This is a genomic window from Pseudomonas sp. RW409, assembly GCF_003184125.1.
GTDB classification, from domain to species: domain Bacteria; phylum Pseudomonadota; class Gammaproteobacteria; order Pseudomonadales; family Pseudomonadaceae; genus Aquipseudomonas; species Aquipseudomonas chlororaphis_I.
In genome coordinates this window covers 388625-412791 of sequence record NZ_QHHP01000041.1, presented here as the reverse complement: position 1 = coordinate 412791, position 24167 = coordinate 388625, and the positions used below count along the sequence as shown (strand labels likewise).

Sequence of the window (24167 nt, the reverse complement as noted above, 5' to 3'; positions counted from 1 at the left end):
GCAAGTCGCCAAAAGCCAACGAGGCCCCAAGGTACCCAAGCCCAGGACATGGGTTCAAGGGACGGCGGTACATGCCCACGTTTCAACAGACAGGGTCATCAAGGCTGCCAAAACGAAAAGACCTTGAAAGGGATGGCCCTTACGGCGGGTCACTTTTGGCAAACGCCCGGAATGCCGGCCCAGCCAAAAGTAACCAAAAGGGTTTGCCCCACCACTCGGTGCCTCGCCTAGGCTCGGCATCCCTGCCGGGTTACCCACGGCTCAATGCCTGCGTTCGGCCATCGTGGTTAACGGGGCCTTCAGATCAAAAGCCAAAGCAAGACGGCGGCCTGCCGGCCGGCCTGGGGGGTGAGTACGCTCCCTGTAGCCGCTGCCGTAGGCTGCGATCGGGTGCGAAGCGCCCGTAAAACCAGGCGCTGCGGTATATCAGGCAAACCGTGGATACAGGCTTGGCGTCCCTTCGGGCCGATCGCAGCCTGCGGCAGCGGCTACAGGGATCACCGTTGAATCCAGGCCGGCCGGCAGGCCGCCTCGCGTTGCTTTTGATTGTTTGCCCCATCGGGAGGCCGAGTGGAGGTTCTGCGCAGTGGGCAACTCGGCAGGGATGCCGAGTTAGCCGCCCCAGGCCATGGATGGCCTGTGGCGGCGGCCCACGGAGCAGGACCGGAGCGAGGGAATCCGAGCCTTAGCGAGGACCGGACGCCAGGGGCAGGGCCCTTTGGTTACTTTGGGGCCTTTCCAAAGTGACCCGCCGTAAGGGCGGAACCTTAGGTAGCCGTGACCGCAGGAACGGATATGTACACAGGAGGGCCGAGCTTTTTAGAGCCCTGCCTCTGGCATCAAGCTCCAGCTTTCCACCCCCCACCCAACGCCACCACCAACCCCACACTCGCCTGCAACCGCCGGGTCTGCAGCGCCTGCAACCCCCGCTGCGCCTGCAACGCCACGGTCTGCGCCGTCACCACCTCCAGATAACTCACCGCCCCCGCCTGATAACTGTTCATGGCCAAAGTCTGCGTATGCTCGGCGGCATTCACCGCCGCCTGCTGGTCCAGCGCCTCCTGCTGCAAATCCCGCAACTGCCCCAGGTTGTCCTCCACCTCACGCACCGCCCGCAGCACCTGGCTGCGGTAGTGGGCGGCGGCTTCCTCGAATTCGGCGTGGGCCTGGCGTTCGTTGGCGCTCAGGCGGCCGCCGTCGAAGATCGGCAGGTTGACCAAGGGCCCCAGCGCCCAATAGCGATTGCCCGCCGCCAGCAGGTTGCCGCTGCCCTGGGTCTGCCCGCCGAGCAGGCCGGTGAGGCTGAAGTCCGGGTACCAGGCGGCCCGGGCGACGCCTATGTTGGCGTTGGCGGCGAACACCCGGCGTTCGGCGGCGGCGATGTCCGGGCGGCGTTGCAGCAGGGCGCTGGGCAGTTGTTGCGGTACGCCAGGCAGGGTCAGTGCCTGAGTGGCCGCGGGCAGCTGGAACTGGCTGGCCGGTTCGCCCACCAGCTCGCCGATCGCGTGTTCGGTGAGGTTGCGTTGCCCGCGCACTTCGTCCAGCTCGGCCTCGGCACTGGCCAGCTGGCTTTGCGCGCGGGTCAGGTCCAGCTCCGAGGCGATCTGCCCCTGATAGCGGCTGCGGGTCAGTTGCAGGGCCTGGGCGTAGTCGTCCAGGGACTGGCTGAGAATCGCACGCTGCGCATCCAGGCCATTGAGCTGCACATACAGGCTCGCCAACTGCTGTTGCAGGCTCAGGCGCGCCACCGCCAGGTCGTCGGCCGAGGCTTCGGCCTGGGCATCGCCGGCGGCCACCTGGTTGCGAATCCGCCCCCACAGGTCCGGGTCGAAGCTCAGGGCAAAACCGGCGGTGTTGCTGTTGTACACCGAAGGCTGGTTGCTGCCGCGCAACGGTCGGTGGTCCGACTGCCGTTGGCGCAGCGACTGGCCGCTGGCGCTGATCTGCGGGAACAGCCCGGCATGCAGCTGGCTGGCGTAGGCCTGGGCCGCGTCGAAGTGCGCCAGCGCCGCCGCCAGGTCCGGGTTGGCCTTGAGCAGGCGTTGTTGCAGGTCATCCAGGCGCGGGTCCTGGTACAGCAGCCACCACTGGCTGGCCAACTGATCCGCCGGTTGCGCCGGATGCCAGGGCCCGTCGCTGGTCTGTTCGCGGTAGTGGGCCGGCAGCTCCACCGTTGGCACCTGGTAGCCGGGCGCCAGGGAGCAGCCTTGCAAGGCCAGCAACAGCAACACAGCAAGCGGCTCAAGCCTTGGGCGCATGCTCACCTCCGGCGTCGGCCAGTTGCACCAGGTCGCCTTCGCGCAGGGCATCGGGCGGGTTGTCGATCACCCGGTCGGCGGCTTGCAGGCCCTGGTCGATCACCAGTCGCGCGCCGAGGTCGAGGCCGATATGGATGTCGCGCAGGTGCACGTGATTGTGCTCGTCGAGCAGCGCCACCTGGGTGCCCTGGGCGCGGAAGATCAAGGCGCTGGCCGGGATGCTCACGCCCCGGGTGTCGGCGGGCAGGGCCAGGGCGGCCTCGGCATAGTCGCCGGGCAGCAGCGCGCCGTCGGGGTTGTCGGCGACGAACTGGGCGAGCAGGGTGCCGGAGCGCTGGTCGATGGCGGTGGAGTCGCCGATCAGCCGCGCGCTGAAGTGCTGGCCGGGGTGTTCCGGTACCGTCAGCTCAGCAGTGAGGCCGGGGCGGATCACGCTGGCGTAGTTCTGCGGCACCGGCACGTAGAGCCGCAGCTTGTGGGTGTCAGCCAGGTCGAACAGCTGCGGATCGCTGTCGTTGTCGGCCTTGATCAACTGGCCGATATCGGTGTGGCGCGCGGTGATGGTGCCGGCGAAGGGCGCGCGGATGGTCTTGTAGTCCTCCAGGGCCGAGAGCCGCGCGTAATCGGCGGCGGCCGCTTCGGCATTGGCCTTGGCGGCCGCGGCATTGGAGGTTTTTTCATCGGCTTCCTGGCGCGACACCGAGTGGCTGGCCACGAGGTTCTGCCAGCGCACGGCGGTGGTCTGCGCCAGCCGCGCATTGGCCTGTTCCTGCACCAGCCGGGCATGGGCCTGCGCCAGCTGCTGGTCGAGGTCGGGGCTGTCGATTTCGGCGAGGACTTGCCCGGCCTGAACCTTGGCGCCGATGTCGCTGTTCCAGCTTTTCAGGTAGCCGCTGACCCGGGCGTGGATCGGCGCCTTGCTCCAGGCTTCCAGGTGCGCCGGCAGGCGCAGGGTGTCGCCCTGGCGGTTCTGCTGCGGCTGCAACACCAGCACCTGGGGCACGGCGGCGGTTTCGGTCCAGGCGGCCACCGCGCGTTCATGGCGGGTGCGCGCGGCCAGACCGTTGGCCACCAGCAGGGCGGCCAGGGTCAGGCCGCCGATGCCCAGCCACAGCAGGCGTTTGCGCGAAGGGGTGTGTTCAGGCGACATGGGTACTTTCTCCAGCGACAGCGCGAGTGGGGTGACGCCCGTGGACCAGGCTGAATACCACGGGAACAAAGAGCAGGGTGGCGGTGGTGGCGAGGATCAGGCCGCCGATCACGGCGCGGCCCAGGGGCGCGTTCTGCTCCTCCGACAGGGCCAGCGGCAGCATGCCGATGATCATCGCCAGGGCGGTCATGCACACCGGGCGAAAGCGCGTATAGCCGGCCTCCAGCGCGGCCTTCAGGGCATCGCCGTGTTCGGCCAGGCGTTCGCGGCAGAAGCTCACCACCAGGATCGAGTTGGCCGTGGCCACGCCCATGCAGAGGATGGCCCCGGTCAGCGCCGGTACCGACAGCGAGGTGCCGCTGAGGAACAGCATCCACACGATCCCGGCCAGGGCCGCGGGCAGCGCGGTGATGATCACGAACGGGTCGAGCCAGGACTGGAAGTTGACCACGATCAGCAGGTAGATCAGCACCACCGCGCCCAGCAGGCCCAGGCTCAGGCCGCTGAAGGCTTCATGCAGGGCGTCGATCTGCCCGTGCAGGCTGATGGTTGCGCCCTTGGGCCGCAGCGTTTGGCTGTCGTCGAGGACTTTCTGGATATCCCGGGCCACGCCGCCCAGGTCGCGGCCCTGGACGTTGGCGTAGAGGTCCAGTGTGGGCTGGATGTTGTAGTGGGTGACCACCGCCGGGCTGTCCACCCGCGAGATGCTGGCCAGGCCGCCGAGGATCTGCGACTGGCCATTGCTGCCGGTCACCGGCAGGGCCTCGAGGGACGGCAGGCTGTCCAGGCGGTATTGCGGGGTGGCGGCGACGATCGAGTAGGACACGCCATTCTGCGGGTTGAGCCAGAAGGTCGGCGCCACCTGGGAACTGCCGGCCAAGGAGGCCACCATGCTGTTGGTCACGTCGCGCTCGGTAATCCCCAGGCCATTGGCCCGCAGCCGGTCGACCTTGACCGCAAGCGAGGGGTAGCCGGTGGACTGCTGGATGCGCAGGTCGGCGATGCCCGGCACATGTTGCAGGCGCCGTTGCAGCTCCAGGGCATAGGCGCGGTTGGCGGCGCCGTCGGGCCCGGAGATTTTCACGTCCAGCGGCGCCGGCGCGCCGAAGTTGAGGATCTGGCTGCTGATGTCCGCCGGCAGGAAGGCGAACTGGCTGCCGGGGAAACTTTCCGGCAGGGCTTCGCGCAACTGCTTCACGTAGTCGGCGGTCGGCGCGTGGCCGGGCTTGAGGGTGACCTGGATATCGCCATCCTGCGGGCCGATGGTGCCGCTGCTGCTGTAGGCCATGTCGATGCCGCTCAGGGGGATGCCAATGTTGTCGATCACGCTGTCCAGCTGCTCCGGCGGAATCACCTCGCGAATCCGCGCCTCGATGCGGTCGAAGGCCGCCGCGCTTTCCTCGATCCGCGTGCCCAGGGGCAGGCGCACATGCAGGGCCAGGGCGCCGGCGTCGGTGGCCGGGAAGAAGTCCTGGCCGAGGCTCGGCAGCAAGGCGAAGGAGGCCAGCACGCAGGCCAGGAAACCCAGCAGGAAGCGCTTGCGGTGGGCCAGGGCCAGGGTCAGCAGGCCATGGTAGGTGTCACGGACATTGGAGAAGCGCCGCTCGAACCCCTGCTGGAACCCCAGCAGCCCGCGCACCAGGGCATGCCGTGGTGGGGTGTGCTGTTCGCCCTCATGGTGGTTGATGAACGCGTCTTCCGGGTGATGCCCAGGACCTGCTTCCGGCACATGGGGCTTGAGCAGGTACATGGCCAGGGTCGGCACCAGGGTCCGCGAGAGGATGAACGAACTGGCCATGGCGAAGATCACCGCCAGCGCCATGGGCCGGAACAGGTAACCGGCGATGCCCTGCAACAGGAACATCGGCACGAAGACGATGCAGATGCACAACAGCGAGACGAAGGCCGGGCCGACGATCTGCTTGGCGCCGTCGAGGATCGCGGTCTTCACCGCCTTGCCCTGTTCCAGGTGCCAGTTGATGTTCTCGATGGTCACCGTGGCATCGTCCACCAGGATCCCCACCGCCAGCGCCAGCCCGCCCAGGGTCATGACATTCAGGGTCTGGCCGCTGGCGGCGAGCAGGGCGATGGCCGCGAGCACCGCCAGGGGGATCGAGGCGGCGATGATCAGGGTCGAGCGCCAGCTGCCGAGGAACAACAGGATCATCGCGCTGGTCAGCAGCGCGGCGATGATGCCTTCGCGGGCCACGCTGCCCACCGATTGCTTGACGAACACCGAGGCGTCGTCCAGCAGCGAAGTCTTCAGCGCCGGCGGCAGGGTTTCGTCGATGCGCGGCAGCATCTGGCGGATGCCGTCGACGATCGACAGGGTGGAGATATTGCCGTTCTTCAGCGCCGGCATCAGCACCGCGCGATGGCCGTCGACCCGCACGATATTGCTCTGCGGCGGCGAGCCGTCGCGCACATGGGCCACCTGGCCGATGGTGATCAGCGCGCCGTCGACGGTCTTGATCGGCAGGTCGTTGAGCTCGTCGATGGCACTCGGGCTGTTGTTCAGCAGCACCGTGTACTCGCTGGCGCCGAGCTTGGCGGTTCCCACTGGGATGATCTGGTTCTGCGCCGCCAGGGCGTTACCCACGTCCTGCGCCGACAGGCCCTTGGCGGCCAGCGCCTGCGGGTCCAGGTCGAGGGTGATCTGCCGCTGCTTGCCGCCCATGGGCGTCGGCATCGCCAGCCCCGGCACCGAGCTCAGGGGCAGGCGGATATTGTTCTGCACCAGGTCGCGGATCTTCGCTTCCGACAGGGTCGGGCTGGAGAAGGCCATCTGCAGGATCGGCACCGTCGAGGCGCTGTAGTTGAGGATCAGCGGCGGGGTGATGCCCGGTGGCATCTGCTTGAGCACGGTTTGCGACACCGCCGTGACCTGGGCGTTGGCGGTGCGGATATCCACCCCCGGCTGGAAGAAGATCTTGACGATGCCCATGCCCGGCAAGGACTGCGACTCGATGTGCTCGATGTCGTTGACCGTGGTGCTCAGGGAGCGCTCGTAGGTGTAGATCACCCGCCCGGCCATGGCGTCCGGCGACAGGCCGGTGTACTGCCAGACCACCGCCACCACCGGAATGCCGATATCGGGAAACACATCGGTGGGCGTACGCAGGGCCGCCAGCGGCCCGATGATGCAGATAAAAATCGCCAGCACGATAAACGTGTAGGGCTTGAGCAGAGCGGTCTTGACCAGCCCGAGCATGGGGTGGACCTCCGAGGCGGAAACAAAGCTCGGCAGTCTCCAGAGACCCACCTAACACGCGGCTTTCAGCCAGGTGAAGGAAGTTTTAGGTTGGGCCTGAATTTCCTTTCACGGGGATTCATTTGTCCTCTGCCCGGGGCCTCGACAAGCTGGATGGCAATCCGGCGCGACTGCTTTTTTCGCTTCGCCCTGTGTCGATTTTTTTACTGCCGAGGTACCTGCCATGAATACCAAACCCCTGTTGCTGATTCCCGCCCTGAGCCTGGTGCTGCTGTTGTCCGCCTGCGCCGGCCCGATGCCCCAGCCCGACCCCAAGGAAGCCTGGATCAGCCTGGAAGAAGAGGGCCCCAGCGACCTGCTGGCCGAGCGGGTCGACGGCAAGAACGTCGACGACGGCCGCTACTTCGAAGTCCAACCCGGCGCCCACCGCCTGGACGTGACCCTGTTCGAAGAAGTCGGCGGCGACTCCAACCAGGTCGACTGCCACGGGCATGTGAGCTACCCGAACTTCCAGGCGGGGGAGCATTACAAGCTGGTGGAGTCGACCCTGGGCACCGAGGTGCGGGCGCGGTTGTTTGATGCCCAGGGCAAGCAGGTGGCGAGTGCGCATGGGTTTGAGTGTATGCCGGGGTGACAGAGCTGCCGGCGTTGCTCAATCCAGGAAATTTCGCTCAATAGAAAGAGAAGCGGCTGACTGCACGTTGATTGAGGGCCGCCTGATGATGGTGGACTACATCCTTCAGGCAGGACCCATTTTATGAATCAAGCACTGCCATCCACCGATGCGGCCTTCAACGAAGTGGCGCAAATGATCGCCGCCGCGCGCCAACGGGCGATGCGGGCGGTGAACACTGAACTGGTGGAGCTGTATTGGCAGGTCGGTGCCTATATCAGTCGTAAGATCCAGGCGGCGGAGTGGGGCGATGGAGTGGTTCAGCAACTGGCGGATTATCTTGCGCGGAAGCAGCCGGGGTTGCGGGGTTTTACCCGGCGTAACCTGTTCCGCATGCGGCAGTTCTATGAGGTTTATCGAGGCGAGGAGAAAGTGTCAGCACTGCTGACACAATTACCCTGGACCCAGAACCTGATCATTCTTGCGCAAGGCAAGCGGCCAGAAGAGCGCGAGTTCTACCTGCGCATGACGATCCAGGAACAATGGTCAACCCGGGAACTGGAGCGCCAGATCAAATCGGCCCTCTTCGAGCGCTCGCTGACCCGACCGGCAAAAGTCTCGACAGCGTTGAGACAAATTCACCCAGAAGCTCTAAAGGTGTTCAAGGACGCCTATGTAGTGGAGTTTCTCGACCTGGCCCACGGGCATAGCGAAGCCGACCTGCACAGTGGGTTAGTGCAGCAACTGAAAGACTTTCTGATCGAAATGGGGCGGGACTTCTGTTTTGTCGCTTCACGCTACCCACTGCAGGTCGGCGGGCGCGATTTTGTGCTGGATCTACTGCTGTTCCATCGTGGGTTGAATTGCCTGGTGGCCATTGAACTCAAGGTCGGGCGCTTCGAGCCGGAACACCTGGGCAAGCTGGATTTCTACCTGGAGGCGCTGGACCGCCAGGTGCGCAAACCCCATGAGAACCCGGCCCTGGGCGTATTGCTCTGTGCCAGCAAGGACGACGAGGTGGTCGAGTACGCCCTCAACCGCTCACTCTCACCCGCATTGATCGCCGAGTACCAGACACAACTGCCGGACAAGAAGCTGCTGCAGGCCAAGCTGCATGAGTTTTATGCGCTGAATCCTCAGGCGGTTTGAGCCGCCTTATCGAAGTCCGAATTATTTTTCCACCACCCCGTCACAAACCGCCAGGCTGGCCCGTCATGTCGGTGTATCCCTCAAATAACGGAGCCACCCCATGTCATCCAGCCACCCGACCCAAGCCGTCAACCTGCTGCAAACCATCCCCGAAATCTTCGAAAGCCTGGGCCAGGTCCACGGCCTGATCGACGCCCATGGCCTTGCGCGCAAGCTGCACCACCTGGTGGTGTTGCGCGCCTCGCAGATCAACCAGTGCGGCTTCTGCGTGAAGATGCACACCCGCGAAGCCCGTGAAGACGGCGAAAGCAACGAGCGCCTGGACCGCCTGGTGGTCTGGCGCCATGTCAGCGACTTCAGCGCCGCCGAACGCGCTGCCCTGGCCTGGACCGAAGCCCTTACCGTGCTGCGCGAAGACACCGACTTCGGCCCGTTGCGCGCCGCCCTGCGCGAACATTTCAGCGAAGCGCAGATCGCCGCCTTGACGGCCGATATCGGCATGATCAACCTGTGGAATCGCTTGCAGGTGTCGAGGCACTGAGGATGGATCGAATCGATGCAACGACGGTGTTCGAAAGCCGTCGCAGCTTCCTGCTGGGCCTGGCCTACCGCCTCCTAGGCTCCCGCGCCGAGGCCGAGGACGTGGTGCAGGACCTGTTCATCAAATGGCTGGAGGCCGACAAGGCCTCCATCGCCACCCCGGCCGCCTGGCTGACCACCGCCTGCACCCGGCACTGCATCGACCTGCTGCGCTCGGCCCAGCGCTCGCGCCTGGACTACGTCGGCACCTGGCTGCCGGAACCGATCCATACCCTGCATCACGACTCCCCCGAACAGAGCCACGAACTGGCCTCGTCGCTGTCCACCGCCTTCCTGCTCCTGCTCGAACGCCTGACCCCCAAGGAACGCGCCGCCTACCTGCTGTACGACATCTTCGACCTGGGCTACCCCCAAGTCGCACAAACCCTCGGCGTCCAGGAAGCCACCTGCCGCAAACTGGTCTCCCGCGCCAAAGCCAGCCTGGGCAACACCCAGGCCCGTTACCAGCCAGACCCTTCACGCCAGGAACAACTGCTGAGCGCCTTCCACAGCGCCATCACCAGCGGTTCGACCCAAAGCCTGGCCGCGATGCTGTCCGAAGACGTCGAGCTGTGCGCCGATGGCGGCGGCAAAGCCAGCGCCATTCGCGAGACCTTGTATGGGCTGGAGGCGGTGCTGGCGTTTGTGGGCGAGTCGTTGAGCCGGTACTGGCGGGAGTATCAGTGGCAAGAGGTGGAGATCAATGGTGGGCGTGGGGCGCTGTTGCGCGGGGAGGGGGAGATGGTTGCGGTGGTGAGTTTTGGGTATGACGCAGAGGGGCGGGTGAACCGCGTCTTTATCATGCGCAATCCGGATAAGTTGGTGGGGTTGAGGAGTGGGGTGTTGGTGTGATGTTTGTATCGCGCCGCCCTGAGTGCTGCGGATCAGTAATGAGATCACCAATGCCGATCAGTTAGGCGAAGGTAATCCTTTGTAGGAGCGAAGCTTGCTCGCGATGAACGTTAACGATAACCGTGCATTGATTGGATAAACGCAGCATTTCAAGCCCGTCGCGGGCAATCGAGCCTCGGCCGATCTCAGCCAAAGCGACCAAGTAGGCGATCAAGTAAACGACCAAGTAGCCCGAATGCAGCCAATTCTGGACGGTGAGTGAGCCTCAGCACTTGCGCTCGATTCAATCGTCCGGTATCTGCTTTACCCACTAAAAGGGCATCGCAGTTCGATATCGGCTCTGAATCAGCAAACAGGGAGAAATACCAATGGCCGTATGGCTGGTCCGGGCGGGGTCCGCAGGGGAGTTCGAAGATAAGTTCATCAGTGAGCGCCGCGTCTATGTGACGTGGGATGGACTGGATGTGGATTTGAGTGCGTTCAAGCAACGCGACCAGATACAGACCGAACTGGCAGCACGCTACCCAGATGCCAAACCCCGAACACTGCAAAACTGGAGCAGCCAGATTTGGCCTTTCGCTCAGCGCATGCAGGCGGGGGATTTGGTCGTACTGCCACTTAAAACCCAACCCGTGGTGTATATCGGCAAGTTGGTCGGCGATTATCAATTTGCCATCGATGGCCTCGATCCATTTTTCCACTGGCGAGCGGTTGAATGGATTGGCGAAGCAATTCCCCGCTCCAATTTCTCTCAGGACCTGCTCTATAGCTTCGGCGCATTTATGACCATTTGCCGAATCCAGCGTAATAACGCCGAAGAGCGCATTCGCTCTATGCATAGAAATGGCTGGCAGCCCGAGACGTTGCAGCAGTTGGTTTGTGATACGGCTACTGCCTCTGATGAGGTGGCTGTCGAGGAAGCCGAAACCGATCTGGAGCGTACCGGTAAAGACCATATCGTCCGGCTGATCGAACGACGCTTTAAAGGCCATCGCCTGACCACTCTGGTAGCCGCGATTTTGCGGGCGCAGGGCTTTAGCGTTTGGCAGAGCCCGGAAGGTGCTGATGGGGGTGTTGATGTGCTGGCCAGTAACGGCGTGATGGGTTTTGGCGGGCAGGCGATTTGCGTTGAGGTGAAGTCAGGAACAGGGCTGGTTGATCGACCTACCGTCGACAAACTGCTGGGGGCGATGAGTAAGTTCAACGCCAGCCAGGGACTTTTCGTGGCATGGGGTGGTTATCGTGGGAATGTGCAGAAGGAGCTGGCGTCCAGCTTCTTCCGCTTGCGGTTGTGGAATCAGGACGATCTGCTGGATCAGCTATTTATGTACTACGACCGGTTGGATGAGGGCATCAAGTCGGAGCTGCCGCTTAAGAGGATTTGGACGGCTGTGTTGACGGAAGATATTTAAGGCCAGTGCAAAGAGGGAAATGTTTACAGCCTGTCCGGTTTATTTCACGGCACGTCTCCTATCAAACTTAGGGAGCCGTCCTAGTCGCAGCTAATTGATTAGGGGGGATGCAGTATCTCATCCCCCAAAGGAACGCGCGGCTTAGCTGTTGTATGGCATCTTCGACTTGAACTACCCCAAGTTCGGCGAAACCCTCGGTGTTCACGGAGCCACCTGCTGCAAACTGGTATCTCATACCAACCCCAACCTGGGTGATGCCTAGATATGTTATTCAGATTGCGGGAGTGGTCTGTTCGTTTGAAGAAGCCATGGAGGCCTGAAGTCTTTGCTTGAATGTGAAATCAAGCTCGTCTCTTGTGATATGTCGTTGTGCTTCGAGTCTACAGGTCCCTTGTAGGACACGATTGTTGGTTCCTCAATTTTCCCCTATTCTCTCGGCCTCAGAATAGAGGCTCGTGAAAAATGCCTGAAGACATAATGACTCTCAAGGAAGTAGCGGAGTATCTCAAGCTTGCTGAGAAGACGGCATACCGTCTCGCTGCTGACGGGAAGATCCCTGGTTTCAAGGTCGGGGGTAGTTGGCGGTTTCGAAAAAACGCAATAGAAGACTGGATCGACCAGCAAACGACCAAAAATCGCACTTGAGTTGGGGTGAACAAGCTTTGTTACTGGACAACAGAAATAACGGCCATGTAGGGAACACGCTGCGCGATCACCTTGCCGCTGGCTCGAAGCTATCCGTGCTCTCAGGCCTGTTCAGCATCTATGGCTTCTCCGCCTTAAAGAAGGAACTCTCGCGCATCGACGGCGCAAGGTTGCTACTCTCCGGCTGGGAAGGCTTGCCGCTTCAAGCGCTGATCGGTGCGGATTGCGATTTGCGCCTGGTTAACCAGTTGGACCAGAAACGTATCGCCAGGGAATGCGCCAAATGGCTTGCCAGCAAGGCTGAGGTTCGCTGTGCGAACGCCCTGCAGAACATGTTTCTTGTCGAGGACGGCAGCCAGGGCAGCTTCGCCATCCATGGCAGCTCAGCTCTTACCCCTGCCGGTTTGGGCGAAGTCCAGGCCGATACCCCGCTGATGAATACCGGCATCACCGAACCAGAAACCACCAAGCAACTGCTGGCTTGGTTCGACTCCGTCTGGACGGATGCCCCGAGAGCCCGCGACATCAAGGACGAGCTCCTGCAAAAGCTGGAGTTCATCGCCGCCGACCAGCCGGGCGATTTCATCTATTTCCTGACGCTCTATAACCTCTTCAAAGACTTCCTCGAAGACATCGACGAAGACAGCATCATCAAGACCAAGACCGGCTTCAAAGACACCCTTGTCTGGAACAAGCTCTACAAGTTCCAGAAGGATGGCGTGCTGGGGGCTATCGACAAGCTCGAAAAGCACAACGGCTGCATCATTGCCGACAGCGTCGGCCTCGGTAAGACCTTCGAGGCGCTGGCCGTCATCAAATACTACGAGCTGCGCAATGACCGTGTGCTTGTGCTGTGCCCGAAGAAGCTCCGGGACAACTGGACGATCTTCACCGTCAACGACAAGCGCAACCTGCTGGCCCAGGACCGCTTCAACTATGACGTCCTGAACCATACCGATCTCTCGCGCCTGAAAGGCAGCTCTGGCGAGATCAATCTCGAAACCCTGAACTGGGGAAATTACGACCTCATCGTCATCGATGAGTCGCACAACTTCCGCAACAACAACCCCACCAAAGGCACCAAGAACCGCTATCGCCGCCTGATGGAAGACATCATCCAATCGGGCGTGAAAACCAAGGTGCTGATGCTTTCCGCGACCCCGGTGAACAACCGCATGAACGACCTGAAGAACCAGGTCGCCTTCATCACCGAGGGGCGTGACGACGCCTTCAGCGACATTGGCATCAAGAACGTAGACAGCACGCTGCGCCTGGCGCAGAAGCAGTTCAACCAGTGGGTCAAGCAGCCGTCTGAAAGCCGAACCGTCGCTTCCTTGCTTGATACGATGAGCTTCGACTATTTCAAGCTACTCGATATCGTCACCATCGCGCGCTCCCGCAAGCACATCCAGAAGTACTACGGCACAGCGGATATCGGGCGGTTCCCGATACGTCTGAAGCCCCAGAACATCTATGCGGATATTGATGCGACCCACGAATTTCCGCCGCTGAAGGAAGTGAACAAGACGATCCGACGGCTCACGCTGGCGGGCTACTCGCCGATGAAATTCGTCCGGAACGACAAAAAGGATGAGTATGCCCGTCGCTATGACAACGCTGTCGGCGACGGCAAGAGCGTGTTCAAGCAGGTCGACCGGGAAGAGAGCCTGATCCACCTGATGCGCGTGAACCTGCTCAAGCGTATGGAAAGCTCAATCAACTCATTCACGCTCACCTCGCAAAAACTTCTGGCCCAGGTCGAAGCACTGCTGCAGAAGATTGACGCCCATGAAAGCGGCGACATCGAAGCCCTGAATATCGAGGACATTCACGACTTCGAAATGGACTCTCCCGAACTTGAGCCCTTCATGATCGGCAACAAAGCGCGTGTCCTCCTCCAGGACATGGACCTCATCCGTTTCCGGCAGGAGCTGGAGGCGGACCAAGTGTTCCTTACCTCCATCGTCGAGTCCGCGCAAACCGTTGACGAGCGCCGTGACGCCAAGCTCGAAAAGCTGAAAGAGGTCATCGCCAGGAAGGTTCAGGAGCCGCTCAATCCCGGCAACAAGAAAGTCATCGTCTTCACGGCCTTCGCCGATACCGCGAAGTACCTCTATGCCCATCTGGCCGAATGGGCGCGGGACGGACTGGGAATCCACAGCGCCCTTATCACGGGCGCTGGCACCAACAAGACGACCCTGGTCGGAGCTGGATCGGATCTGAACAACCTGCTGACAGCCTTCTCTCCCGTGTCGAAGGAGCGGTCCAAGATCGATCCCGATGCCAAGACGGAAATCGATCTGCTGATTGCCACCGACTGCATCAGTGAGGGCCAGAACCTTCAGGACTGCGACACCCTCATCAACTACGACATTCACTGGAACCCGGTAAGGATCATCCAGCGCTTTGGCCGGGTTGACCGCTTGGGCTCGAAGAACACCCAAATCCAGCTCATCAATTTCTGGCCGAACATGGAGCTGGACGAATACATCAACCTCGAAGCTAGAGTCGCAGGCCGCATGATGCTCTTGGACATCTCGGCCACGGGCGAGGAAAACGTCATCGACGCCAACGCCCAAGAAATGAACGACCTGGAGTATCGCCGTCGCCAGCTTCAGCAACTCAAAGATGCTGTGGTCGATCTGGAAGACATGGCAGGTGGTGTGTCCATCACCGATCTCACCCTGAACGATTTCCGCATGGATCTCTCAGGCTACATGAAGCAGAACCTCCACCTGTTGGAGCAGGCTCCGGACGGTCTCCATGCCGCTATTACCATCGACGCCGACCTCAAGGCTGATGGTCTCGAACCTGGCGTGATCTTCTGCCTGAAGAGCATCAGGGACGGCCAGCGCGCCGTGCAGGTCGATGAGAACTACCCGTTGGCACCTTACTTCCTCCTCTACGTCACGGACGAAGCCGTGGTCGAGCTCAACTTTACGCAGAGCAAGAAGGTCCTCGACCTCCTGAAGAAGCATGGCCTCTCGGCAGTCTCCATTGATAGAACGGCAGCCGTGCGGGTGAACGACCGCACCAAGAACGGTGCCGACATGGAGCATTACCAACACCTCCTAGCTGTAGCGGTTGACAGCATCGCAGGCAAGAGCGAAGAGAAAGGCGTGCAGAGCCTCTTCACCAAAGGCGGTACGGTGCTGACCGCCACCAGCAGTCAGGGGATCGAGGACTTTGCCGTTGTAACCTACCTCATCATCACGGACGCACCTTAAGGGCAGGGACACGCTATGGCACCAGGTACGCTGGAATCCTTCATCGACCATCTTTCAATTCCCAAATCCTGCGAATTGAACAAGCCCGTTTTCAAGAAGCTCTTTCTCGATAACGGTGTTTTGGACATTGCCGATAAAACGGCCTTGAAGGACGATGTTGAGAAGATCCGCTGGCTCTATACCTTGAAGCCCGCCACGATCAACATCGCTGGCTATGTTGATGGCGAGCGCGACTTCTCGGAAGTTGCTGTTCTCCAGGTCGAGATCACCTCGACCAAGCGGTTAAAGCGCATCGCAACCTTCATGCAGCGGTCGATCCCGTACCCGCTCATCTTGCTGTTCACTCAAGGCAACCAGGTCTGCCTGAGCGTCACCGACAAGCGCATCAACCAGGCAGACAAGGAAAAGTGGGTGGTCGAGGACATCCTGCACACAGACTGGATCGACCTGGCCGCGCCCTCGGCTGCGCAGGCAGCCTTTCTGGAAGACTGCAATATCAACAGCTTTTCCTTCGCCAATTTCCTTAGTTTCTATAAAAGCTTGGCTGATCGTGTCATAGCTATTAATTGCGCTAGCCATAGCGGACGCTATAAGCAGGACGCAACGGGCAATATCGAGAATAAATCCACCGAGGGCCGTCTTGAACGGCTCCGCGAGCTTGAAAAGCTCAACCTGAAAAAAGCAGAAGTCGTCAACAAGCTGAAAAAAGAAAAACAGCTTGGGCGGCAGGTTGAGCTCAACACTCAAATTAAAAAGATTAATGACGAACTTGAAAAAATTAGAGAGACAATTTGATGAGTAAGGCAGCTATGGATCGAGTGACCCTGCAGGACGGTGAGAGCGCCAATATCGTCAATGAAAATATTGAGCAGCTCAAAGCCATATTCCCCACTGCCTTTAGCGAAGGTGGTGTGAACTTTGATGCCCTGCGTCAACTGCTGGGTGACGCAGGTACCATCGACGAAGGCGAGGAGAAATACGGCTTCCACTGGCACGGTAAGAAGAAGGCCCGCCAGATTGCGCTGATGCCATCAATGGGAACTCTGCTGCCTTGTCCTGAGCAAAGCCTAGACTGGGAAACGACTCAAAATTTATTTATTGAAGGCGACAATCTTGAAGTCCTAAAGCTTTTGCAAAAAAGCTATGCAGGAAAGATTAAGATGATCTTTATTGATCCCCCGTATAATACCGGGAAGGATTTTATTTATCCGGATAATTTCCAGGATAACCTGGATACGTATCTACGATATACGGGGCAAAAAGATAGCGAGGGCTTGAAGGTCTCCAGCAATACTGAAAATTCTGGCCGCCTTCACACAAACTGGCTAAATATGATGTATCCACGGATGATGCTTGCCAGAAACTTACTCGCCAGGGATGGCGCAATATTTATTGCAATTGATGATAGCGAAGCTCCTCGCTTAAGAATAATTTGTGATGAAATTTTTGGTGAAGAAAATTTAGTTTCAAACATCATATGGCAGCACAGCGTACAGCCCAAAGGGTATTCGGGAATATTCTCTGTGCATCACAATCATATACTTATGTATAGAAGGTCCGAAGACTTTGAGCTCATGTCTCTTGAAAGAACGGACGATGACAATAAGGCCTACTCTAACCCTGACAGTGATCCTAAGGGTGATTGGCGAACAGGTGATGTAAGGAATGCCCTTTACAGGAAAAACCTTAAATACCCTATTACAACTCCTTCAGGAAAGATTATCAATCCTCCCGACAACGGATGGCGATGGAGCAAAGAAACTCTTCAAAGCAAAATCGACTCTGGAGAGATATTCTTCAGTGAAGATGAAACAAGGATAATTAGAAAAATATACTTGGCAGATCTTGATGGGCGTACACCTGAAACAATCTGGTTCGCGAAAGACTCCGGCACTACCCGCTCTGGCGTTAAAGAGCTCAAGATTGCTTTTGATGGTGAGGTGCCATTTGATACTGTCAAGCCTACAGAGTTAATTAAACGAATGATGAGAATCTCTGGAGTAAGAGAGGGAGATGTCGTTCTCGACTTCTTTGCTGGATCAGGGAGCACTGGGGTGGCTGTCTTCGATGATGAGCGGGGACGCTTCATTCTTGTTCAGCTTCCAGAGGACATTGATGAAAGTAAGCCTCACGGTATTGCTGCTAAAAAACTTGGGCTTTCAAAGATTTCTGACATTACTAGAGATCGGCTAAAGCGCTCTTCTGTGAGCAGGGCTCCATCTAACTCTGGATTCAAATTTTTTAGGCTCTCGGACTCAAGCATACGAGCTTGGAGTCCGGATCGCTTGGATCTTGAGCAAACGCTTCTATCTCATCAAGAGGTAAGCGGCTGGGGAAGTCACCTTCCGAACTCCAGCATTAAGGGCGATGGTGTCCGCGTATTTTTAAGCGGACGCGATCGCCCTTAACGTCAGGATTTCCATGCGCCAACGAAGCTCTTACCCGAAACCCTTCAAGGCCCAGGTTGTTCAGGAATGCCTGCAACCGGGCGCAACCCTATCCAGCGTCGCCATCAGCCACGGCATCAACGCCAACGTGATCCGCAAGTGGCTACCACTTTACCGAGATCAGTCACCAGCGGCGTTGCCAGCTTTCGTTCCGTTGAGAGCTACGCCCAAACGGCAGGCGGAAGCATTGGCGATCATCGAGCTGTTGCTTGGCGAGCAATCGATCACAGTGAAATGGCCAACCTCCGATCCTGACGGCTGCGCCCGCTTTGTCCGTGGACTCACGCAATGATTCGCATCGACGCCATCTGGCTTGCCACCGAGCCCATGGACATGCGTGCCGGCACTGAAACTGCGCTGGCCAGGGTGATCGCGGTGTTCGGTGCGGCGAAGCCGCACTGCGCTTATCTGTTTGCCAACCGCCGCGCCACTCGTATGAAAGTGCTGGTGCATGACGGGTTTGGAGTCTGGCTGGCTGCTCGCCGATTGAACCAAGGAAAGTTTCACTGGCCCGGCATTCGACAAGGCTGCGAGATAGAACTGGATACCGAGCAACTTCAAGCGTTGGTGCTCGGCCTACCTTGGCAGCGTGTTGGGGCTGGCGGTGTAATCACACTGCTTTAAAAAGCTGTAATTAGCTCCTTGGCCTACTGCCGCAAACGACCTGCTTTGGTAAAATCCAGGGCATGACTTCCTCACCCAATCTCGATCAGATGAGCGCCGACCAACTGCGCGCCTTCGCGGCGCAGTTGCTGTCCCAGGTTGATTCGCTCGGACAGCAAGTCGACAGGATGGGCAAGAAGAATGACCGCGACCAAACCATCATCGAGCAACTCACCCACGAAATCGCCTGGTTCAAACGTAACAAGTTTGCTAAGCGCAGTGAGCAATTAAGCCCTGCTCAAGGCAGCCTGCTCGATGACCTGCTCGACACAGACATCGCGGCCATTGAAGCCGAGCTGAAGGCGTTGAATCCGCCGGCTGCGCCGGCCGAGCCACGCAAGCAGCCCAGGCGTGTTCCATTGCCTGCGCAGTTTCCGCGTACCGTGATTTATCACGAACCAGACAACACCCAATGCCCCTGCGGATGCCAGCTCCAGCGGATCGGCGAAGACGTCAGCGAAAAGCTCGATTACACGCCGGGCGTGTTCACCGTGGAGCAGCATGTGCGCGGGAAATGGGTCTGCCGCGAGTGTGAAACGCTGACTCAGGCACCGGTTCCGGCCCAGGTAATCGACAAGGGCATACCGACCGCAGGGCTGCTGGCTCACGTGATGGTGGCCAAATTCGCCGACCATTTGCCCCTGTATCGCCAAGAGAAAATCTTTGGCCGCGCCGGCCTGGCTATCGCCCGCTCGACACTGGCGCAATGGGTCGGCCAAACCGGCGTGCAACTCCAGCCCTTGGTCGACGCGCTGCGTGAAACGGTACTTGCCCAAGGCGTGATTCACGCAGACGAAACCCCAGTGCAGATGCTCGCGCCGGGCGAAAAGAAAACCCATCGTGCTTATGTCTGGGCCTACTGCACAACGCCGTTTTCGGCACTTAAAGCAGTGGTTTACGACTTCAGCCCGAGCCGTGCGGGTGAGCATGCACGCAACTTCCTTGGGCAATGGAACGGCAAGCTGGTTTGCGATGATTTCGCCGGCTACAAAGCAAGCTTTCAGCAAGGCATCACCGAAATCGGCTGCATGGCCCATGCCCGCCGCAAGTTCTTCGATCTGCATGCGACGAACAAAAGCCAACTGGCCGAACAGGCGCTGCACTCAATTGGCGGGTTGTATGAAATCGAACGGCAAGCGCGGGAAATGACCGACGAGGATCGCTGGCGAATACGTCAGGAAAAAGCGGCGCCCCTTATCGATGCACTGCATACCTGGATGCTGGCCCAGCGCGACCTTGTGCCCGAAGGCTCGGCTATCGCCAAAGCTCTGGATTACAGCCTCAAGCGCTGGGGCGCACTGGTTCGATATCTCGAGGACGGCGCTGTGCCCATCGATAATAACGCGGTCGAAAATCAGATAAGGCCATGGGCACTCGGACGCTCGAACTGGTTGTTCGCCGGATCGCTACGCAGCGGCAAACGGGCGGCAGCAATCATGAGCTTGATCCAGTCTGCGCGCATAAATGGGCATGATCCGTATGCGTACCTGAAGGACGTTCTTACTCGGCTGCCAACGCAGCGGGCGAGTGAGATCGCTCGACTGCTGCCACATCAGTGGGGCACTGTTAATTTATCGGAGATGGCAACGTTTTAGAGTGGCTGAAAGCGAAATGACAAAAGAGACGGCACGTTACATCTTGATCACAGGCGCTGCAGGTACCGGCACCACGACCTTAGCGGATGCTTTAGCAAAGGAACTGAGCACAACTCACCTGGAAGCAGATGATTTTTTGTGGCTGCCCAGTAACCCGCCATATCAGCATCTGGCAGACAAAACGCAACGAGGAGCGCGCTTGCTACAAGAAATGCGCTCTCATGGCCGTGCAGTGGTTGCCGGATCAGTAATGGGCTGGGGTCAACCGCTTGAGAGCGAATTTGATCTTGTGGTGTTCCTTTATCTTCCTGTTGAACTCAGATTAGAGAGACTAAAACGTCGAGAGGTAAAACGCTTCGGTCAAGCAAAGCCGGAGTTTCTGGCTTGGGCAGCTCAGTATGATGAGGGGGGCGTCCCTGGACGTAGCTTGGCCAGGCATCAGGAATGGCTGTCTGCGCTTACCTGTACTGTCTTAAAGCTTGAGGGGGACATATCCGTTACAGATCGGGTACGGCAAATACTGGATGCAGTCGACGGACTGAACCACACACCGTCAGTCATGTGAACGTGTGTTGGCTATACGCTTACAACCCAACTTTCCTGTGGCTGTAAAAGAGTGCCCAAGTGGAATATGAGGATGACTTCAAGCTGATCGGTGACTTTTGCCATCTCGTCACACGGAGCCTTTCGAGTACAGGAGGATCGACAAGAAGGAAGCGTCGTTGCTATGGACATCGCAAGGCAGATTTGCCTAAAAATATGCAGGATGTATGGACATTGGGGAATTAGAGGAAAGGGTTATCTGGTCTGGTGTCCGGGAATGTCCATACACCACAATCTTTCCTTTAAGTCGACGAATGCCTCGCTGACCTGACCAGCATGCCCGGCGACCTGGTGCGCATCGGTCGCGAGATGTGGGCCCGGGTGCTGCGTTGCACCGGCATCCCGGTTGGGGTAGGGGGCGGCACGTCGAAGACCTTGGCGAAGCTGGCCAATCACGGCGCAAAGAAGTGGCAGGCCCAGACCGGTGGTGTGCTCAACGTACGTGACCCAAGCCGGCGAGACCGGCTGCTGAAACTGCGTGCGCAGGGCTTCTACTGCAAGCGCGTGCAGGTCAGCATCCGCACCGGGATGTTCAATCCTGATGAGCCGAAGTCCGCCAAGGGCGTCGGCCTGGAGCGCAGCGATACCCAACCGACGACTCGCGCCGTTGCAGCCCGAGCGGGCGAGCAAGGCGATGGCCGTGATGGATACGATCAACGCGCGGTGGGGTTGGGGACAGCCCGGCCAGGTGGCGTATCTGCAGAGCCAGACTGGGGGATGCGGCGGGATCTGATGAGCCAGCGAGTCGACATCCAGCCGATTGAGTGCAGCGTTGATGATCGGGTTGCTCACCTTGCGTACGTCAGGGCTGTCTTCGAACTCCAGTTTCACCTTGCTGGTATAAGCGAGGCCGATCTTTGTCCGTTCGCTGAGGTCGGAGAGCAACCCGATGTTCACACCCGTTCCGACGTCGGTGTCCTTGTATTCCAACTGGCCGTTCCCGAATTAGCGGTTTCGGAGATGCATTACATCCAATGTGGAAGTTATAGATTCTTAATCTTCATCTTTTTCACTGAGTGCGCACGCTGCTCATCTAGTGAATTGTAATACGTGTTTTGCGTAGTACTTAGGCTGTTATGACGTAAGTCCGCCTGCAGATCCTTCATGTCTCGATGTGGTGCGTCGAAGGTAGCGGATGTGTGGCGAAGCCAGTGCAGTGATGCCGAACGAAGTTGATCAACCTCGTCATCACTCCAGCCTTCGTCTCGCATCCTCTGAAGAGCTTGATCAAATACCTCTTGGAGCAAAAGTCTGATATGACGATCAGACAAGCCGCCTCGACCTTTTAGCGTGCTGAGTAATGGCCGTTTCTCATGTGCGGAGGGCAGGGGAGGTAACTGTAAGTGTCTACGATACCGAGCCAAATAGGACTCAATGAACTCATCGCGCACGCTAATTTTTGCGGCCTTGTTCCCTTTGCCCACAACGTGAAACCACCAGTTCCCGGCGGTGTCTCGGCGGAAATCCCCCATCACGGGGCTCCAGTTATCGCGCCCTACGAGGTCAGAGACGCGCAGGTACATGGAGAAGAGCGTGGCGACAATAAAAAGGGTGCGCTCATGAACAGGGTCAGTTGCTGCCATTAGTTCCGCAGTCTCAATGACAAAGCTCCACTGCAATTGAGTCAGTGAGCGAGACGCCACGTCCAGGGTGTTGCGCTGCTTGTAGACCGACTTCTGTTTAACTGCCCGGAAAGGATTCACCTCGGTGAATCCTTCGTCTGTTGCGTGCTGAAAAAAACTCCCGCACACGGCAAATACCTGGGCCACCGAGCCCTGTGACATTTTGTAGGCGCTCAAGGGGAGGGCGATCAGCGTTTCCGAAGCGATTTTCCTATCTCGTTTCGGAGCACTGGTAGCGAAAGGACGCCAATCCTCGTTCACGCCATACGTGTCACTGTCGGATCGCTTCCTTGCGCCAATGCGCACAAAGCGAGACTTAACGATCGGGCCAATCCATTCAGCAGGCGGATTGAGGCAAAACTCCATGAAAGCTTCGGCATCGCGGCGGCGCAGCTCAATTAGCGGCTTCTCGATGATCAGAATAGACCATAGAAGCAGGCGCTCAACGTGAGTCCGGTAGGAGTTGTAGGTTGCCTGGTTACCAGCATAGGACTTGAGAAATCCCCGTACGGCCAGGTATCCATCGATGGCCATACATTGCTTAGGCATTGATTGGAGATAGCCGAGCACGACTGGAAGCTCGCCGCTTAGACCCAAGAAATTGAGTTCGTGAAAGCGTTCGAAGGTGTCGAACAAGGGCTGGGGTATTTGAGGCATGGCGCCGCCGGGTGCTGGTGATGCCTCTAGGATGAAGGTTCTAGGGCTATCCTGCAATATCCGGGTCTAGCCATTATCGGATATTATGTTTCCATATCCATTGTCTTTAAATTGTATCGGGTTCAGAACTATGTCCCAAAACCCTCACCCCAAAGTGCTTTTCCTCGACTTCGATGGTGTCCTTCATCCTGACGCAGTGTTTCACACACGCAAAGGCTTGCAGCTTCACGGCGAGGGCCAACTGTTCATGTGGACCCCGTTATTGATGCTGGCTCTGGTGGACCAGCCGCAGGTTAGTATTGTTCTAAGCACTAGCTGGGTTCGCCAGTTTGGCTACCATCGCACACGGGGATATCTCCCAGAAGCCATTCAGAACCGAGTAATCAGTGCCACATGGCACAGCACAATGGCTCGAAACTCAGCAGATCAAAGCTGGTGGGATGGAGCTTCACGATACGAACAGATTTGCCGTCACGCAGCACGAGCGAGACTGAGCGGTTGGCTTGCTATTGATGACGACACTGCAGGCTGGCCAGTTGAGGCCAGACACCATTTATTGCCGTGTGACGGAAGGCTTGGACTCTCACAGTCAGGATGTATTGATTCACTACGGGCATGGGCAAGCGGGGAGTGACAGCCATAACTCGCGCATTTCGCATTGCGAAATGCTGCCTGAAATTTTTTAGGTGCATCGCCTTCTACGAGCGAAGCGTTGTAGCGGAGCCAGGCCACTGTCCCTGCCATGGCGTAGCCATAGCAATTTGCTCCAGATTCAGCCCAAGACGAGGATTCTGAGGAAAGGCCGTCGCAGACGATTTCGCACTGCGAAATCTTTCCGCACCCGTTTGCCTGCCGATTCTGCATTTAAAGGCTCGGCGCGCAGGTTCCTAGGTCAGTGGCGCTGATAAGGTTTCAGTCTCGTATTTTAAAAACGAGACTGAAACAGACACGGCTCTGCAGCGGCGGAATCACGCATAAGCTCCTGAAATCATTGGGTCCATTTTTCAAAAAACGAAAGTCCATTCTTTTAAAAACGGCGACATCTGCCGCCCACTGTCGTTATCACTTAAAAAAGATAAATTATAATCTATTGTTTTATATGATTTTTGTTGGGCTCGAAGAGGTTTTATTCTTTTTTTTGTAGGGGTTTTATTTTTTTTGATCGCGATTTTTTATGTTTGTTTTTTTAAAGTGATTTTAGGAAATGAAGCTCAAATCCAGAACTTTCTGCCTTAAATCATCTGTAACGATGCTCGTCAGCTCCAGATTGAAGCCAGGTACCCGGCGATAAATAACAGAGAAGTAAGGGGTTGAGGTAAACCTTTGCTAGAACGATTAGTAAGAGTCGGATCTGCTGCTCGCTTGTCAGTTGAATGACGGCTTTGGGGATGCGTTCGCGGACTTCGGCGCGGAGGTGGCCAGCCATCAACCTGCTCCCATGACTGAGACGCAAACAACATCGGTACCATAGGTCCAGATTGAAC

General features: G+C 58.5%; 18 protein-coding genes and 2 pseudogenes. 15 read left to right on the top strand and 5 right to left on the bottom strand.

Translation table 11 applies throughout. The annotated features are described in order from the left end of the window. Positions 1 to 839 precede the first annotated feature (839 nt). The 3 genes from DK261_RS22295 to DK261_RS22285 are packed head-to-tail and all read right to left on the bottom strand — an operon-like array spanning position 840 to position 6619. Positions 840 to 2258, bottom strand: coding sequence for an efflux transporter outer membrane subunit (locus DK261_RS22295; protein WP_110176409.1), 1419 nt, complete (start codon positions 2256 to 2258; stop codon positions 840 to 842). Then, on the bottom strand, positions 2242 to 3408 hold the full coding sequence (locus DK261_RS22290) for an efflux RND transporter periplasmic adaptor subunit (protein WP_041986714.1): 1167 nt from the start codon (positions 3406 to 3408) through the stop codon (positions 2242 to 2244). The genes DK261_RS22295 and DK261_RS22290 overlap by 17 nt, the downstream gene beginning before the upstream one ends. Continuing rightward, on the bottom strand, positions 3398 to 6619 hold the full coding sequence (locus tag DK261_RS22285; RefSeq protein ID WP_110176407.1) for an efflux RND transporter permease subunit: 3222 nt from the start codon (positions 6617 to 6619) through the stop codon (positions 3398 to 3400). The genes DK261_RS22290 and DK261_RS22285 overlap by 11 nt, the downstream gene beginning before the upstream one ends. A 223-nt stretch (positions 6620 to 6842) precedes the next feature. On the opposite strand from DK261_RS22285, the gene DK261_RS22280 reads away from it, so the two are divergent. The 14 genes and pseudogenes from DK261_RS22280 to DK261_RS33615 all read left to right on the top strand — a co-directional run. Next, positions 6843 to 7253, top strand: a complete 411-nt coding sequence (locus tag DK261_RS22280; protein WP_028682746.1) for a hypothetical protein — start codon at positions 6843 to 6845, stop codon at positions 7251 to 7253. 123 nt (positions 7254 to 7376) lie between these two features. Then, the gene (locus tag DK261_RS22275; RefSeq protein ID WP_041986708.1) at positions 7377 to 8381 is read left to right on the top strand and encodes a YhcG family protein; all 1005 of its coding nucleotides are present in this window, start codon (positions 7377 to 7379) and stop codon (positions 8379 to 8381) included. Positions 8382 to 8481: 100 nt separating this feature from the next. Beyond that, the gene (locus DK261_RS22270; protein WP_097139134.1) at positions 8482 to 8922 is read left to right on the top strand and encodes a carboxymuconolactone decarboxylase family protein; all 441 of its coding nucleotides are present in this window, start codon (positions 8482 to 8484) and stop codon (positions 8920 to 8922) included. 2 nt (positions 8923 to 8924) lie between these two features. Next, complete coding sequence (gene sigJ, locus DK261_RS22265; protein WP_110176405.1) at positions 8925 to 9812, top strand: RNA polymerase sigma factor SigJ; 888 nt, start codon at positions 8925 to 8927, stop codon at positions 9810 to 9812. 368 nt (positions 9813 to 10180) lie between these two features. Continuing rightward, positions 10181 to 11224 carry a restriction endonuclease gene (locus DK261_RS22260; RefSeq protein WP_110176403.1) on the top strand — a complete coding sequence of 348 codons (1044 nt, stop codon included), beginning with the start codon at positions 10181 to 10183 and terminating at the stop codon, positions 11222 to 11224. Between the two features lie 462 nt (positions 11225 to 11686). Beyond that, complete coding sequence (locus DK261_RS22255) at positions 11687 to 11869, top strand: helix-turn-helix domain-containing protein (protein WP_110176401.1); 183 nt, start codon at positions 11687 to 11689, stop codon at positions 11867 to 11869. After that, complete coding sequence (locus tag DK261_RS22250) at positions 11803 to 15096, top strand: helicase-related protein (RefSeq protein ID WP_256597594.1); 3294 nt, start codon at positions 11803 to 11805, stop codon at positions 15094 to 15096. Before DK261_RS22255 ends, DK261_RS22250 begins: the two co-directional genes overlap by 67 nt. 15 nt (positions 15097 to 15111) lie before the next feature. Next, complete coding sequence (locus DK261_RS22245; RefSeq protein ID WP_110176396.1) at positions 15112 to 15891, top strand: DUF4391 domain-containing protein; 780 nt, start codon at positions 15112 to 15114, stop codon at positions 15889 to 15891. Further along, entirely contained in the window at positions 15891 to 17504 is a 1614-nt protein-coding gene (locus DK261_RS22240) for a site-specific DNA-methyltransferase (protein WP_110176393.1), read from the top strand. Before DK261_RS22245 ends, DK261_RS22240 begins: the two co-directional genes overlap by 1 nt. Positions 17505 to 17517: 13 nt before the next feature. Continuing rightward, positions 17518 to 17835, top strand: coding sequence for a transposase (locus DK261_RS22235; protein ID WP_110175592.1), 318 nt, complete (start codon positions 17518 to 17520; stop codon positions 17833 to 17835). Further along, positions 17832 to 18167, top strand: a complete 336-nt coding sequence (tnpB, locus tag DK261_RS33620; protein WP_146218524.1) for an IS66 family insertion sequence element accessory protein TnpB — start codon at positions 17832 to 17834, stop codon at positions 18165 to 18167. The genes DK261_RS22235 and tnpB overlap by 4 nt, the downstream gene beginning before the upstream one ends. 62 nt (positions 18168 to 18229) lie before the next feature. After that, positions 18230 to 19801: an IS66 family transposase gene (locus DK261_RS22225; protein ID WP_110175593.1), complete on the top strand. Its 1572-nt coding sequence runs from the start codon at positions 18230 to 18232 to the stop codon at positions 19799 to 19801. Position 19802: 1 nt separating this feature from the next. Then, positions 19803 to 20366 carry an AAA family ATPase gene (locus DK261_RS22220; RefSeq protein ID WP_256597558.1) on the top strand — a complete coding sequence of 188 codons (564 nt, stop codon included), beginning with the start codon at positions 19803 to 19805 and terminating at the stop codon, positions 20364 to 20366. A gap of 284 nt (positions 20367 to 20650) precedes the next feature. Further along, positions 20651 to 21145 (top strand): annotated as a pseudogene (locus tag DK261_RS33615) (DUF4113 domain-containing protein); the annotation flags it as partial. Here the strand turns inward: DK261_RS33615 and DK261_RS22215 are convergent. Both DK261_RS22215 and DK261_RS22210 read right to left on the bottom strand, forming a co-directional pair. Then, positions 21143 to 21343: pseudogene (locus DK261_RS22215) on the bottom strand (transporter); the annotation flags it as partial. The pseudogenes DK261_RS33615 and DK261_RS22215 overlap by 3 nt on opposite strands. Positions 21344 to 21387: 44 nt before the next feature. Further along, positions 21388 to 22683, bottom strand: a complete 1296-nt coding sequence (locus DK261_RS22210) for a site-specific integrase (protein WP_177411726.1) — start codon at positions 22681 to 22683, stop codon at positions 21388 to 21390. Positions 22684 to 22768: 85 nt separating this feature from the next. Between DK261_RS22210 and DK261_RS22205 the strand changes: the two genes are divergently transcribed. Then, on the top strand, positions 22769 to 23317 hold the full coding sequence (locus tag DK261_RS22205; protein WP_371923101.1) for an HAD domain-containing protein: 549 nt from the start codon (positions 22769 to 22771) through the stop codon (positions 23315 to 23317). The last annotated feature ends 850 nt before the right edge of the window (positions 23318 to 24167 follow it).